The following is a 13,691-nucleotide window of genomic DNA, read 5'->3' on the forward strand; positions in this document are numbered from 1 at the left end:
GGTGCCGGTGGGGCCGGCGGGGTCGGCGGGGCCAACAGCGCCGTGAGCGGTGTGGCGGGCGCCGGGGGCGCGGGCGGCTATGCGCCGTTGATCGGCGCCGGTGGGGCCGGCGGGGCCGGCGGCTCGGACACCGCCACTTTGGGTGTCGGCGGCGCCGGCGGTGCGGGGGGCCGCGGTGGGTTGCTGTATGGCCCGGCCGGGGCCACCGGGGCGCCCGGCGCTAGCGGCCCCGGACTGCCCAACGCCGGCGATGTCTACGTCGCCAACAATATCGATGGCACGGTGTCGGTGATCAGCCCCACCGGCCAGGTCCTGACCACCCTCACCGGCTTCAGCGGCCCGACCGGGGTGGCGGTCAGCACCACCGGCGCCAACGCCGGCGACGTCTACGTCACCAACAACAACGGCACGGTGTCGGTGATCAGCCCCACCAACCAAGTCCTGACCACCATCACCGTCGGCAGCAACCCGTCCGCGGTGGCGGTCAGCACCACCGGCGCCACCGCCGGCGACGTCTACGTCACCAACGACGGCGATGGCACGGTGTCGGTGATCGGCCCCACCAACACCGTCCTGACCACCATCACCGGCTTCAACACCCCGGTCGGGGTGGCGGTCAGCACCACCGGCGCCACCGCCGGCGACGTCTACGTAGCCAACGCTTTAGATGGCACGGTGTCGGTGATCAGCCCCACCAACACCGTCCTGACCACCATCACCGTCGGCAGCAACCCGCGCGGGGTGGCGGTCAGCGCTACCGGCGCCACCGCCGGCGACGTCTACGTCACCAACCGCGTCGACGGCACGGTGTCGGTGATCAGCCCCGACAACACCGTGCTGACCACCATCACCGGCTTCAACACCCCGGTCGGGGTGGCGGTCAGCACCACCGGCGCCACCGCCGGCGACGTCTACGTAGCCAACGCTTTAGATGGCACGGTGTCGGTGATCAGCCCCACCAACACCGTCCTGACCACCATCACCGTCGGCAGCAACCCGCGCGGGGTGGCGGTCAGCGCTACCGGCGCCACCGCCGGCGACGTCTACGTCACCAACCGCGTCGACGGCACGGTGTCGGTGATCAGCCCCGACAACACCGTGCTGACCACCATCACCGGCTTCAACACCCCGGTCGGGGTGGCGGTCAGCACCAGCGGCGCCACCGCAGGCGACGTCTACGTAGCCAACGCTTTAGATGGCACGGTGTCGGTGATCAGCCCCACCAACACCGTCCTGACCACCATCACCGTCGGCAGCGACCCGCTCGGGGTGGCCGTCAGCGCCACCGGCGCCACCGCCGGCGACGTCTACGTCACCAACCATGTCGGCGACACGGTGTCGGTGATCGGCCCCGACAACACCGTGCTGACCACCATCACCGTCGGCCGCGGGCCGGTCGGGGTGGCGGTCGCCTAGCTAGAGAGCCGCAACCGTCGTCTCCGGCCTTATCGGCTAGTTCCTCGCCGGGCCGCCCGCGGCTGGACCCAGCCTGGGTATATCGCAGTCACGCGAGGACCGTTGGCCCTCCTCTAGATTGGCGCTTTTGCGTCTTCCCGGCGACGTTCGATTCTCGCTGGCACATGCTTGTGCCAGGGCGTGCCGGCGTAGGGGTCCCGCCATTCCGTGGACGTGAGCGCGTTGGGTGCGACGCCCGGGACGACGGTGTTGCCGTCGTCGTCGACGTAGTCGAGGCCGAACCCGTTGGGCAGGGCCGCGTGTCCGGCCAGCATGGTCTCGGTGATCTCGACGACCACCTCGGCGCTGCCGGCCGCGGTGCTGACCCGGGCCCGTTGCCCGTCGGTGAGCCCCAGGGCCTGGGCGTCTTCCACGCTGACCCGCAACGCCCCGTCGGCGTCGCGTTTGCGCCAGGACGGATCGCGGAAGATGTCGTTGGCGGTGTAGGCGCGCCGCTCGCCCACCGACAACACGATCGGGAACTCCGCCGTGGTCAGCCGGGTCGGTGCCGCGGCCAACGCCCTTAGATCGTCCAGCATTTCGGGGATGTGCAGGGCGATCTTGTGGTCGGCGTGGGTGATCAGCGCGAAGTCGTCGTCGTAGCTGTGCCGGGTGAACGTGACGCCGGCCGGGTTGTCCAGGATGGCCTCGAACAGCGCGTTGCCGTCGGCGTGGCCGGCGCGCCGGACCGCCTCCGGGTAGGTCATCGCGACCTTCTGCGCGAGCCCCCACACGGCGGCCGCGCCCGAAAGCCCCTCGGGCAGCGTCGGTCCCAGCGTCTCGTAGAGGACGTACGGAACCAGCTTGCCCAGCGTCGGATTGGCGGCCACCGCACCCAGGAACGCCTCGGCGTAGGCGCGGCGGCCGCGCCGGGCGGCCTCGCGCAGCGGCCGCAGGTCGGCGTCGTCGATCACGCCGAGCGCGCGCACCAGCCGCGCCCAGATCTCGGGTTCCGGCAGCGTCCCCGGGAGCGGCGGCAGCAGCGGCCGGCGCAACTGAAAGGTGTTGGCAGGGAACTCGAAATTGAAGAAGGTGGCCTCGGGCTTCTCGAACTGCGACGCCGCCGGCAGCACGTAGTGGGCCAGCCGGGCGGTCTCGGTCATCGCGACGTCGACGACCACCATCAGCTCGAGCGCCCGAAAAGCCTCGCGGCAGGCGGCCGAATTCGCCAGCGAATGCGCGGGATTGGCGCTTTCGACGATCATGGCCCGGAAGCGGTCGGGGTGGTCGGTGAGGATCTCCTGCGGGACGACGTTGCTGGGCACCAGGCCGGCGATGATCGGGGCGCCGGTCACCGGCGTGCGCCCGGATACCGTGCTGAACAGCGACGCCATCGACGAATGCAGGTGCTGGCCGCCCTTTTTCGCGAAGTTGCCGGTCAGAATCCACAGCAGCTTGTTCAGATACGAACACAGGGTGCTGTTGGGTGCCTGCTGGATGCCCAGGTCCTCGAACACCGCGACGCTGGCGGCGGCGCCGATGCGCCGCGCGGCCGCGCGCAGCAGCTCCTCGTCGACGCCGCAGCGCTGCGCGTACTCGCCGACCGGGACCTCGCGCAGCGCGGCGCGGACGACGTCGGCACCCCGCACATGCTCCGCGAGAAACGCTTCGTCGCAACGGTTTTCCTGCACGAGCACGCCGGCCAGCGCCGCCAGGCACCAGGCGTCGGTTCCCGGTCGCACGCGCAGGTGGAAGTCGGACATCTTCGCGGTGTCAGTGACGACGGGATCGATCACGATCATCGACCGGGCCGGGTCCTTGGCGATCTCGTTGAGCACCACCCGGGCCCGCGGAAAGCTCTGCGACATCCAGGGATTCTTCCCCACGAACACCGACACCTCGGCGTGCTCGAACTCGCCGCGCGTGTGACCGCCATAGAGGTGCGCGTCGACCCAGGCCTCGCCGGTCTTCTCCTGCGCCAACGCATTCGAGCGATAGCGCGAACCGAGGGCCTTCAGGAACGCGCCACTGTAGGCGCCGCCCAGGTGGTTGCCCTGCCCGCCGCCGCCGTAGTAAAAGATCTTGTCCCCGCCGTAGGCGTCGCGGATGTGCTTGAACCCCTCGGCGATCTCGACGATCGCGGTGTCCCAGTCGATCTCCTCGAAGGTCCCGTCGGCGCGGCGGCGCATCGGCGAGGTCAGGCGGGCGGTGTTGTTCTGGTAGTGATCCAGCCGCAGCGCCTTGTTGCAGGTGTACCCCCGCGACCCCGGGTGCGCCTTGTCGCCGCGGATGCGGGCCAGCCGGCCGTCTTCGACCTGCACGACGATGCCGCAGTTGCACTCGCACAGGATGCAGGCCGTGGGCTGCCACTCACCGGTCATCGCGGATTCCTTTCCGGCGCCTGCGCCTTCAGCAGGTCGCGCAGCTGGCGGTGGACGAGGTCGAGGGGCGTCAGGTCGCGACGGACCCGGGCCAGCAGCAGCGCGCCCTCGAGCGCGGTGGTCGCCAGCACGGCCAGTTCGCGGGCCCGCTCCGGCGGCACGCCGTCGGAGACGAAGCGCTGGGCGATCAGGTCGGTCCAGCGGTCGAACACCGCCGCGGCGCGCTCGACGACCGGGGCCATGCGCTCGCGGTCGGATTGCTCCCCGGCCTCCACGGAGACCGCCGCCACCGGGCAGCCCGCGCGGAAATCGGTGTCGAGCAGTTGGCGTCGGTACGTGTCGACCAGGGTGTCCAGCAGCTGCGGGCCGCCCTCGGCCCCGGCGATGACGGCGGCGACGTGATCCCCGGCGTAGTCGACCGCCTCGCACAGCAACTGGGTACGGCCGCCGGGGAAGTAGTGGTAGGCCGAGCCGCGCGGCGCCCCGCTGTGCTCCAAGACGTCGGAGATGGCCGTGGCGTGCGCGCCGCGCTCCCTGATCAGCAACGCGGCGGAGATCACCATCCGCTCGCGGGGGCTGCGCATATGTATGATGCTATACATAATCGCCGGCCCGCGAAAGCGGTCCGCGCGAGACGGATGCCGGCTACGCCGTCACGTCATCCAGTCGGCCGAGCCGTCGTTCTTCTTGTAGTCGCCGCCGGAGGAGTTCTTCACGACGATCGGGTCGCCCGGACCGAAGTTGTCGAAGAACCACTTGGCGTTGCTCGGGCTGATGTTGATGCAGCCATGGCTGACGTCGCGCTTGCCCTGGTCGTCCACCGACCACGGGGCGCTGTGCACGTAGTCGCCGACGTTGTCGAACCGGACCGCGTCCTCCACCGTCACCTTGTAACCGTAGGTCGAGTTGACCGGCACCCCGTAGGTCGAGGAGTCCATCACCACCGACGCCTTTTTGTCCTGCACGTAGTAGGTGCCGTTGGGGGTCTGGTGGTTGCCGGACGTCATGCCCATCGACATCGGGAAGGTCTTCTCCACGGTGCCGTTGCGGGTGATGGTCAGCTGGTGGGTGGCATCGTCGGCCGTGGCGATCAAAGTGTCCCCGGTCTGGAAGGTGGACACGGTGCCGCCGGCGTCGACCGTCACCGCGGTGTGGGCCGGCCAGAAGTTCAGCGGGCGCCAGCGCAGCTGCGTCGGGGTCATCCAGTAGAACTTGCCGGGCACCGGCGGGACGGACGACACGTGGACCGCGTCGATGGCCGCGCCCGCGTCGTCGACAGGGCCGGGGAAGTTGATGATGATCGGTTGGCCCACGCCCACCGTCGAGCCGGATTTCGGGACGAACGAGGGCGGCCCGAACGGCGGGGTCCCGGTGAACGGCGTCGGGTTCTGCCCGGCGGCGGGACCCGCGGCCGCCGGTTGTGCACCCGGGAAGGGCAACCCCGGGAGCGGGGGCGGCGGCGGCGCCAGCGGGCCGCCTGGAGGGGGCGGCGGCGGGCCGCCCGGGGCGGCCACCGCGCCCGGGTCACCGGGGGCCGGATCCGGGTCGGCCACCGCGGGACCGGCGCCCAGCACCAGCGTGAAGCCCAATGCCGAAGCCAAACCGGCGGCGTTCAGAGCGGCGAAAAGGCGTCCCTTTTTGCGGCCCGACATACGCATCCCTCCAGTCACGTTCCGTCGAACACAGTGTGGCACAGCCACGTTGCCAGCTACCCATTCCGGCGCCGGGCGGCACCCCCGCGCGACGGAAAACAACCGCCCTGAGCAGGCGCGCTATGAATCCGGTGAGCTTCCCGGGGCAACGTCGAGCATGTGCCGGTTGACCGCCATCGCGGCCAACGCGAGGCCCATCAACCCCGCCGACGCGGTCAGCATCAGCGCGATGTTGTGCTCGTACAACAGCCCGCCGGCCAGCGAGCCGGCCATGATGCCCACCTGGAACGCCGTCACGTACAGCCCCGACGCCCCGTCGGGATCGTCGGCGCCGTTGCGCATCGCCGCGGATTGCATCATCGGCGAGACGGCGGTGGCCATGGCTCCCCACAGCACGATCGCGCCCGTCCCGATGAGGGCGGCCACCGGGGTCGGCTGGCCGAACGCCAGGGCGGTCAGCACGACGAAAGCGGCCGTCAGACCCGCCATGCACACGATGACGGCGCCGCGCGGCCGCCGGTCCAGCGGCCGGGCCACCATGCCGACCGCGAGCACGCCGGCGGCGCCGTAGGCCGCCAGCAACCAGGCCAGGTTCGGCCCGCGCACGCCGACGACCTCCCGGATGACCTCCACGATGTAGGTGTACGAGACGAAGTGGCCGGTGACGCCGACCATGGTGATCAGGCTGACCACGATCAGCCGGCGGTTGCGGTGGTGACGCGCCCGCGGCCCCACGCATTTGAGCTGGTCGGCGCTCAGCACCATCGCGGGCAGCAGCAGCCGCGCCGCCACGGTCACCACGGCCGCGGCGACGGTGACGCACACCGCCGCGAGCCGCCAGCCCCACATCAGGCTCATGGCGGCCGTCAGCGGGCTGCCGATGACCAGCGCCAGGCTGGTCCCGATGTAGATCGACATCGTGGCCCGGCCGGCGTGGCTGGGCGGCACCAGCCGGGTGGCGATCGGGGCGATGACCGACCACAGCAGCCCGTGGGTGACCGCACACAGCACCCGGCCGGCGGCCAGCACGGCGAAGTTGGGCGCCAGGGCGGAGATGAGCTGGGAGGCGGTCAGGCAGACCAGGCTGACCACCAGCGCCCGCCGCCGCGGCCAGTGCGCGGTCCAGCGCACCAGCGGGAACGTCGAGATCGCCGCCACCAGCGCATACCAGGACAGCAGGGTCCCCACCGCGACCACGCTGACCTGCAGGTTGCGCGCGATCGCCGACAGCGCGCCCACCGGCAGGATTTCGGCGGTGACGTAGGTGAAGGCGGCCGCCGCCAGCACAGCCAGCTGCGCGGCGACCCGTGGCGTCCACGTTCGCGCGGCAGTCGTGGTGGCGGCAGTCATGGCAGTCATCGGTTGTGGCACGCAATCGGCCGGGCAAGGCTGCTGGCGAAATCACGCTGCACCTACCGTACGCACCGCAACAATAGGTTCCCGCGAGTTAGCGGTTCAACACGCTACCAATCGGCGATCAGGAACGGACCAGGCGCGCGATCGCGGCCGAGGCTTCGGCCAATTTGTCGTCGGCTTGACTTCCACCCTCGGCCACCGCCCGGGTGACGCAGTGGTTCAGGTGCTCGTCGAGCAGATTCAGCGCGACCGACCGCAGGGCGCTGTTGACGGCGCTGATCTGGGTCAGCACGTCGATGCAGTACTTGTCTTCCTCGATCATGCGCGCGATGCCACGCACCTGACCCTCGATGCGCCGCAGCCGCTTGGCGTAATTGTCCTTCTGCTGCGAATATCCGTGTGCCGTCGTCATCTGCGGTGTGCCACCCTCCCTGCGCCTGGCCCGAGTCTACCCCATACCCCGACGGGGTATGACCCCGCGAAGTTGCCGCCGGGCCGCTGCCCGCATACTTGAGCGATGAGTGCCGACATCAAACCGCGCAGTCGTGACGTCACCGACGGCCTGGAGAAGGCCGCCGCCCGCGGCATGCTGCGCGCGGTAGGCATGGAAGACGGCGACTTCGCCAAGCCGCAGATCGGCGTGGCGTCGTCGTGGAACGAGATCACCCCGTGCAACCTCTCACTGGACCGGCTCGCCAAGGCGGTCAAGGAAGGGGTGTTCTCGGCCGGCGGCTACCCGCTGGAGTTCGGGACGATCTCGGTGTCCGACGGCATCTCGATGGGCCACGAGGGGATGCATTTCTCGCTGGTGTCGCGGGAGGTGATCGCCGACAGCGTCGAGACCGTGATGCAGGCCGAGCGCCTCGACGGCTCGGTGCTGCTGGCCGGGTGCGACAAGTCGCTGCCCGGCATGCTGATGGCCGCCGCCCGCCTGGACCTGGCCGCGGTGTTCCTCTACGCGGGCTCGATCCTGCCGGGCCGCGCCAAGCTGTCGGACGGCAGCGAACGCGACGTCACCATCATCGACGCGTTCGAGGCGGTCGGCGCGTGCGCCCGCGGGCTGATGCCCCGCGAGGACGTCGACGCCATCGAGCGGGCGATCTGCCCCGGCGAGGGCGCCTGCGGCGGCATGTACACCGCCAACACGATGGCCAGCGCCGCCGAGGCGCTCGGCATGTCGTTGCCGGGCAGCGCGGCGCCGCCGGCCACCGACCGCCGCCGCGACGGCTTCGCCCGGCGCAGCGGTGCGGCCGTCATCGAACTGCTGCGCCGCGGCATCACCGCCCGCGACATCCTCACCAAGGAGGCCTTCGAGAACGCCATCGCGGTGGTGATGGCGTTCGGCGGCTCCACCAACGCGGTGCTGCACCTGCTGGCCATCGCCCACGAGGCCGGCGTGGCGCTGTCGCTCGACGACTTCAGCCGGATCGGGTCGAAGGTGCCGCACCTGGCGGACGTCAAGCCGTTCGGCCGCCACGTGATGTTCGACGTGGACCGCATCGGCGGCGTGCCGGTGGTGATGAAGGCCCTGCTCGACGCCGGCCTGCTGCACGGGGACTGCCTGACGGTCACCGGCCAGACCATGGCCGAGAACCTGGCCGCCATCGCGCCGCCGGACCCCGACGGCAAGGTGTTGCGGGCGCTGGCCGACCCGATCCACCCGACCGGAGGAATCACCATCCTGCGCGGATCGCTGGCCCCCGATGGCGCGGTGGTCAAGACGGCCGGCTTCGACTCGGAGGTGTTCGAAGGCACCGCAAGGGTTTTCGACGGCGAGCGGGCCGCGCTCGACGCCCTCGAAGACGGCACCATCACCCAGGGCGACGCCGTGGTGATCCGCTACGAGGGCCCCAAGGGCGGACCCGGGATGCGCGAAATGCTCGCCATCACCGGCGCGATCAAGGGCGCGGGCCTCGGCAAGGACGTGCTGCTGCTGACCGACGGCCGCTTCTCCGGCGGAACCACCGGCCTGTGCGTCGGGCACATCGCGCCGGAGGCCGTCGACGGCGGCCCGATCGCGTTCCTGCGCGACGGCGACCGGATCCGTCTCGACGTCGCTTCCCGCGTCCTGGACGTGCTGGTCGACCCGGCCGAATTCGATTCCCGGCGAACGGGTTTCGCCCCTCCCCCGCCTCGCTACCAGACGGGCGTGCTGGCCAAGTACGTCAAGCTGGTCAGCTCCGCCGCGATCGGCGCGGTCTGCGGCTAGGGCCGTCGGGCCGTGACCGGCACGGCCCGACGGCAAGTATTCGGTTGTGGCCGAACGGGCTTCGGCACTATGCGTGGGCGACCGCCTCGCGCGTGCGCATGCCGAAGTAGGTGGCGTTGAGACCCAGGAAGGTCAGCAGCGCACCCGCGACGACGTTCGACCAGATCATGCCGGCGGTCGGCGTGAAGCCCGGCAGGACCCAAGGGCAGACGATGGCCCACACGCCGAGCACCGGCAGGGCCCAGGTCATGCCGTGCGCGCGGTCCAGCGTCGTGGCGAACCCGTACACCAAGAACGCCGTTGCGATCCCGGCGATCAGGTCATTCGTGGCCAGTGACGCCGTCCCGGCGAAACCCACGATCCACGGCGACGCGGCCAGATACAGAGCCGTCAGCAGGGCCAGGCCGAAGGTGACGTGCGCGCTCATCGACTCGGCGACGCGCTCGTAGCGGGCCCGCAGAGCTAACAAATCGGGGTGGTGATCGATTGATGAATGGACTGTACTCATTTTGCAACCTTTCTGTTACACAGCAGGTTAATTGGGCTCTCTGGTAAACCCATCCATCTCTCCCAAGATTACGCTCGGCCGCCGCCCACCAGCAACGAAAATCCGGGGCCGATGCGGCGCGCTACGCGGCCGAATCACCCGGCCGCGTAGCGTGGATAGGGCATGGACATCGCGGACCGGTTGCGGCTCGACGCCCCGATCGGCCAGGCCGGAATGGGCGGCGGCCTGGCGGGCGCGGCGTTGGCGGCCGCGGTCGCCAACGCGGGCGGCCTGGGAACCCTGGGCCTGGTCACGCCGCGCCGGCTGCGGGCGGCGATCGCGGAGATGCGCGAACGGGCACCCGGCCGCGCCGTCGCGGTAAACCTGTTGATGCACTTCGCCAATCGCCACCACGTCGAGGTCTGCGCGCGATCCCGGGTGGACGCCGTGGTGTTGGCGTTCGGCGAGAAGCGGGGGCTCGTCGAGCGGCTGCGCGACGCGGGGATCTTCGTCTTCGTGATGGTCGGCACCGAAACCCAGGCGCGCGCCGCCGTCGCCTGGGGCGCAGACGGTTTGATCGCTCAGGGCCGCGAGGCCGGCGGCCACCTGGTCGGCACCGTGCCCGCCCCGCAATTTTTGCCGCGCGCGCTGGCCGCCGCCGGGGACCGGCCGGTCTTTGTGGCCGGCGGGATCGCGACCGGCGCCGACACTCGCGCCGCGCTGGACGCCGGGGCCGCCGGGGTGGTCGCCGGCACGCGGTTCCTGCTGACCCACGAGGCCAACGCCAGCCGGGAATACCAGCGGCGAATATTGCAGGCGGACAAGACGATCGAGACCAACCTGTTCGGCCTCAGCTGGCCGCTGCGCCACCGCGTCGTGCCCAACGCCGCCACCCGGCGGTGGTGCGGCGCGGACGGCGAGGCCAACCGGATTCCCGCCGCCCTCAACGCGGCCAGCCGCCCGCTGGCGGTGCTGGGCTACTTCGACGCCGGCGCGTTGATGCGGCTGCAGTCGCCGGCCCGCCCGTTCTTCACGCCGCTGGCGCCGGTGGCCGGCACCCCGGATTCCTGGGTGGACCACGCCGCGCTGTACGCCGGCGAAACGGCGTTGCGCATCGGCGAACTCACCTCGGCCGCGCGGGCGGTCGACGAGCTGCGCCCACGCTGACGCGGACGGGCTACCGCACCGACGCGATCGCGAAGCCGTCCCAGTGTTTGGCCCCGACCGTCTGGATCACCGCGGTGTCGAGGCGGGGGTGTTCGCCCATCGCCTGCAGGGTCTGGCGCGTCGCGGCGATCCGGGGATCGCCGGGCTCCGGGTCCAGGATGCCGCCTTCACGAATGACGTTGTCCAGCACGAGGATCGAGCCGGGACGGGCCAGCCGGACCGCCCACTCGAGATAGGCATGGTAGTTCTCCTTGTCGGCGTCGATGAACACCATGTCGAAGGGAGGACCGGTCAGCGTCGGCAGCGTGTCGAGCGCGGCGCCCACGATCACCTCGACGCGGTCGGCGACGCCGGCCCGCTGCAGGTTGGCCCGCGCAACCTCGGCGTGCCTGGGCTCGTATTCGAGCGTGACCACCCGTCCCTGCGGGCCGGCGCCACGCGCCAGCCAGATGGTGCTGAAGCCGCCCAGCGTGCCGATCTCGAGGATGCGCCGCGCCTGCGTCGCACCGGCCAGCAGGGACAAGAACTTGCCCTGCTGCGCCGATACCGCGATCTGCGGCAGCCCGGCCGCGTTGCTGGCCTGCAGCGCCGCCGCCAGCGCCGGGTCGTCGCCGATCACCGTGCTGTCCAAGAATTCGTCGACGTCCCGCGGGGTGGGTTTTTCGGTCATGGGTCCCAACCTAACCGGCCGCGCTCTTTACGGCATACGGGTAGGGGGTATATAGTGACGGTTGACTCCACACAGGGAAGGGTGATTCGAATGGCAAACTACGAGGCGGGGACATTGCTCACGTGTGGCCACGAGGGCTGCGGGTGTCGGGTTCGCATCGAGGTCCCCTGCCACTGCTCCGGCAGTGGCGAGCCGTACCGTTGCACCTGCGGCGACGACCTGACTCCGGTCAAGTAGCGCCCGGGCCGGTCGCGCGGTTGCGCCTCAGCGCGCGAACGCGCGGCCGGCCAGCTCCACCTCGGCCACCAGCCGCAGGTCGACCGCCGACGCGCCCACCGCGACCTTGTGGGCTCCCGCCGCGACGCGCCAGGCCCGCGCGCCGCCGTCGTAGCGGGCGAGCAGCCGGGGGTCGGCCTCGATCGTCACCCGGCGGGTGGCCCCGGGCTGCAGTTCGACGCGCTGGAATCCCAACAGCCGCAGGCATTGCCCGCCCGGGGCCGCGGCCAGGTACAGCTGGGGAACGTCGGCGCCGGCCCGGTCGCCGAGGTTGACGACGCTGAAGCTGGCGGTGACGGTTTCACCGCCGGTGACCGCCAGGTCGCGGTAGCCGAACCTGGTGTAGGACAAGCCATGACCGAAAGCGAACAGCGGCGCTTGGCCGGTCTGGGCGAACCAGCGGTAGCCGACATCGGCCCCTTCGGCGTAGTCGATCGTCGTCGGCTCTCCCCACGGCGCATCGGGCCGGGGCAGCCGTGGGCGCGGCGTCTGACCGAGGTCCACCGGAAACGTGATGGGCAGCCGCCCCGACGGATTGACATGGCCCACAAGAACTTCCGCGATGGCCCGGCCACCGGCCTGCCCCGGATACCAGGCCTGCACGATGGCGTTCACGGAGTCTTTCCACGGCATGGCCACCGGGTTACCGGTTTCGGCCACCACGACGGTGTTCGGGTTGGCCGCGGCTACGGCGGCGATCACCGAATCCTGGCCCCACGGCAACGACAGATCGGCGCCGTCGAAGCCCTCCCCCTCGGCGCGGACCGCGAACACGATCGCGACGTCCGCCCGCCGCGCCGCCAGCGCCGCCTCGGCGGGGCTGACGCCGGGATCGAACTCGATTCGCGCGTGCGGCAGGCGTTTTCGCAGTTCCGCCAGCGGGCTCGACGGCAGCAGGTACAGGTTGCGCAGGCCGGCCTCGAGCCCGGCGCCGCCGATCGGGATGACACCGGCGTAGCCGCCCGGGGGGACGACGGCGCTCGACCCGTAGCCGGCCGGAACCCCGAGGTGGGCGTAGCCGCCGATGACGGCGATGCGCGCCGTCGACTCGGGCGCCAGGGGCAGCACCCCGCGGTTGCTCAGCAGCACGATTCCCTGGCGGGCCACCCGTAACGCAATCTCGTTGTGCGCGGCCAGGTCCGGCGCCGGCGCGGCTTCGCTCCGGTCGACGCCGACGGCGAACATCGAGCGCAGGATCCGCCGCACCATGTCCGAAAGGCGTTCGGCGGGCAGTCGGCCGGCGGCGTAGGCGGCACGCAGCGGCTCACCGAAGGCTTCCGCCTGCCACAGCAGCGCGTCGATCTGCGCGCCGCACTCCTGGTCGAGGCCGTTGACCGCGCATTCCCAGCTCCGCGTGGCGCCCCAGTCGGACATCACCCAGCCGCGGTATCCCCACTCGCCCTTGAGCAGCCCGTTGATCAAGGCGTCGTTGGCCGCGGCGTAGTCGCCGTTGATCGCGTTGTAGGCCGTCATCACCGCTCCGGGTCGGGAGCGCTCGATGGCGATCTCGAAGGCCAGCAGGTCGGACTCGCGATGCGCGTCGGGGTCGATCACCGCGTTCAACCATTGCCGATTGGTCTCGTTGCAGTTGAGTGAGTAATGCTTGACCGTGGATATGACGCCCTGCCCCTGAATCCCATTCACCGACTCCGCGGCGACGGTCGCGGTCAAAAGCGGGTCCTCGGAAAGGTATTCGAAATTTCGCCCGTTGCGCGGGTCGCGCGCGAGGTTCATCGCGCCGGCCAGCTGCACGTTGAAACCGCGGCTGCGCGCCTCCCGGCCGATCACCTCGCCGGCGGCGCGGGCCAACGACGGGCTGAAACCGGCGGCCAACGCCAGCCCGGCCGGCAGGGCGGTGGCCGTGTCACCGGGGCGGAAGCCGGGGTTGGTGACGCCCAGGCCGGCGTCACTCATCAGAAGCGCCGGCACCCCGAGCCGCGGAACCCCAGGCACATAGCCGGCGCTCATCGGGACGCCCGGCGGGATGCGCTCGTCACGCACCGGCCACAGTTCGCCGGCCCCCATCACCGCGACCAGGAGCGAGAACCGCTCGTCGTCGGTCATCTGCGACTCGACCTCGCGCGCCCGGGCGTCAGGG

Annotated in this window: 11 protein-coding genes and 1 pseudogene; 4 read left to right on the forward strand and 8 right to left on the reverse strand. The window is 70.8% G+C overall.

Going from position 1 to position 13,691, the window contains the following annotated elements; all coding sequences use genetic code 11:
- A pseudogene (locus AWC19_RS31065) lies at positions 1 to 1,416 on the forward strand (hypothetical protein); the annotation flags it as partial.
- A 113-nt stretch (positions 1,417 to 1,529) separates the two neighbouring features.
- Here AWC19_RS31065 and AWC19_RS01400 read toward each other — a convergent pair.
- From AWC19_RS01400 to ricR, 5 genes are all read right to left on the reverse strand, one after another.
- Positions 1,530 to 3,776 carry a molybdopterin-dependent oxidoreductase gene (locus tag AWC19_RS01400; protein WP_085076317.1) on the reverse strand — a complete coding sequence of 749 codons (2,247 nt, stop codon included), beginning with the start codon at positions 3,774 to 3,776 and terminating at the stop codon, positions 1,530 to 1,532.
- Positions 3,773 to 4,360: a TetR/AcrR family transcriptional regulator gene (locus AWC19_RS01405; RefSeq protein WP_085076318.1), complete on the reverse strand. Its 588-nt coding sequence runs from the start codon at positions 4,358 to 4,360 to the stop codon at positions 3,773 to 3,775. Before AWC19_RS01405 ends, AWC19_RS01400 begins: the two co-directional genes overlap by 4 nt.
- Before the next feature lie 69 nt (positions 4,361 to 4,429).
- Positions 4,430 to 5,428 (reverse strand): L,D-transpeptidase, encoded by a 999-nt coding sequence (locus AWC19_RS01410; protein ID WP_085076319.1) that lies wholly within the window; start codon positions 5,426 to 5,428, stop codon positions 4,430 to 4,432.
- Positions 5,429 to 5,548: 120 nt separating this feature from the next.
- Entirely contained in the window at positions 5,549 to 6,787 is a 1,239-nt protein-coding gene (locus AWC19_RS01415) for an MFS transporter (RefSeq protein WP_085076320.1), read from the reverse strand.
- 118 nt (positions 6,788 to 6,905) lie between these two features.
- Positions 6,906 to 7,196 carry a copper-sensing transcriptional repressor RicR gene (ricR, locus tag AWC19_RS01420; protein ID WP_085076321.1) on the reverse strand — a complete coding sequence of 97 codons (291 nt, stop codon included), beginning with the start codon at positions 7,194 to 7,196 and terminating at the stop codon, positions 6,906 to 6,908.
- Positions 7,197 to 7,301: 105 nt separating this feature from the next.
- Between ricR and ilvD the strand changes: the two genes are divergently transcribed.
- On the forward strand, positions 7,302 to 8,993 hold the full coding sequence (gene ilvD, locus AWC19_RS01425) for a dihydroxy-acid dehydratase (protein WP_085076322.1): 1,692 nt from the start codon (positions 7,302 to 7,304) through the stop codon (positions 8,991 to 8,993).
- A 67-nt stretch (positions 8,994 to 9,060) separates the two neighbouring features.
- Here ilvD and AWC19_RS01430 read toward each other — a convergent pair whose 3' ends face one another.
- The gene (locus AWC19_RS01430) at positions 9,061 to 9,501 is read right to left on the reverse strand and encodes an SPW repeat protein (RefSeq protein WP_085076323.1); all 441 of its coding nucleotides are present in this window, start codon (positions 9,499 to 9,501) and stop codon (positions 9,061 to 9,063) included.
- 162 nt (positions 9,502 to 9,663) lie between these two features.
- Between AWC19_RS01430 and AWC19_RS01435 the strand changes: the two genes are divergently transcribed.
- Positions 9,664 to 10,647 (forward strand): nitronate monooxygenase, encoded by a 984-nt coding sequence (locus AWC19_RS01435; protein WP_085076324.1) that lies wholly within the window; start codon positions 9,664 to 9,666, stop codon positions 10,645 to 10,647.
- Positions 10,648 to 10,657: 10 nt separating this feature from the next.
- Here the strand turns inward: AWC19_RS01435 and AWC19_RS01440 are convergent, their stop codons facing one another.
- The gene (locus tag AWC19_RS01440) at positions 10,658 to 11,317 is read right to left on the reverse strand and encodes an O-methyltransferase (protein ID WP_085076325.1); all 660 of its coding nucleotides are present in this window, start codon (positions 11,315 to 11,317) and stop codon (positions 10,658 to 10,660) included.
- A gap of 90 nt (positions 11,318 to 11,407) precedes the next feature.
- Here AWC19_RS01440 and mymT point away from each other — a divergent pair, with 90 nt between their 5' ends.
- On the forward strand, positions 11,408 to 11,554 hold the full coding sequence (mymT, locus tag AWC19_RS01445) for a copper-binding metallothionein MymT (protein WP_085076326.1): 147 nt from the start codon (positions 11,408 to 11,410) through the stop codon (positions 11,552 to 11,554).
- Positions 11,555 to 11,581: 27 nt separating this feature from the next.
- On the opposite strand, the gene AWC19_RS01450 is transcribed toward mymT, so the two are convergent.
- Positions 11,582 to 13,657, reverse strand: coding sequence for a glycoside hydrolase family 3 protein (locus AWC19_RS01450; protein ID WP_085076345.1), 2,076 nt, complete (start codon positions 13,655 to 13,657; stop codon positions 11,582 to 11,584).
- Positions 13,658 to 13,691 lie beyond the last annotated feature (34 nt).

Origin of the sequence: Mycobacterium palustre (assembly GCF_002101785.1) — a bacterium.
In the GTDB taxonomy this organism is placed as follows: Bacteria; Actinomycetota; Actinomycetes; order Mycobacteriales; family Mycobacteriaceae; genus Mycobacterium; species Mycobacterium palustre.

Bases quoted from the DNA above. Each gene is read 5' to 3' on its own strand.
- AWC19_RS01440 (WP_085076325.1), bottom strand. From the start codon at position 11,317: ATGACCGAAAAACCCACCCCGCGGGACGTCGACGAATTCTTGGACAGC.
- AWC19_RS01450 (WP_085076345.1), bottom strand. From the start codon at position 13,657: ATGACCGACGACGAGCGGTTCTCGCTCCTGGTCGCGGTGATGGGGGCC.
- AWC19_RS01435 (WP_085076324.1), top strand. From the start codon at position 9,664: ATGGACATCGCGGACCGGTTGCGGCTCGACGCCCCGATCGGCCAGGCC.
- AWC19_RS01415 (WP_085076320.1), bottom strand. From the start codon at position 6,787: ATGACTGCCATGACTGCCGCCACCACGACTGCCGCGCGAACGTGGACG.
- AWC19_RS01430 (WP_085076323.1), bottom strand. From the start codon at position 9,501: ATGAGTACAGTCCATTCATCAATCGATCACCACCCCGATTTGTTAGCT.
- AWC19_RS01400 (WP_085076317.1), bottom strand. From the start codon at position 3,776: ATGACCGGTGAGTGGCAGCCCACGGCCTGCATCCTGTGCGAGTGCAAC.
- ilvD (WP_085076322.1), top strand. From the start codon at position 7,302: ATGAGTGCCGACATCAAACCGCGCAGTCGTGACGTCACCGACGGCCTG.
- AWC19_RS01405 (WP_085076318.1), bottom strand. From the start codon at position 4,360: ATGCGCAGCCCCCGCGAGCGGATGGTGATCTCCGCCGCGTTGCTGATC.
- ricR (WP_085076321.1), bottom strand. From the start codon at position 7,196: ATGACGACGGCACACGGATATTCGCAGCAGAAGGACAATTACGCCAAG.
- AWC19_RS01410 (WP_085076319.1), bottom strand. From the start codon at position 5,428: ATGTCGGGCCGCAAAAAGGGACGCCTTTTCGCCGCTCTGAACGCCGCC.
- mymT (WP_085076326.1), top strand. From the start codon at position 11,408: ATGGCAAACTACGAGGCGGGGACATTGCTCACGTGTGGCCACGAGGGC.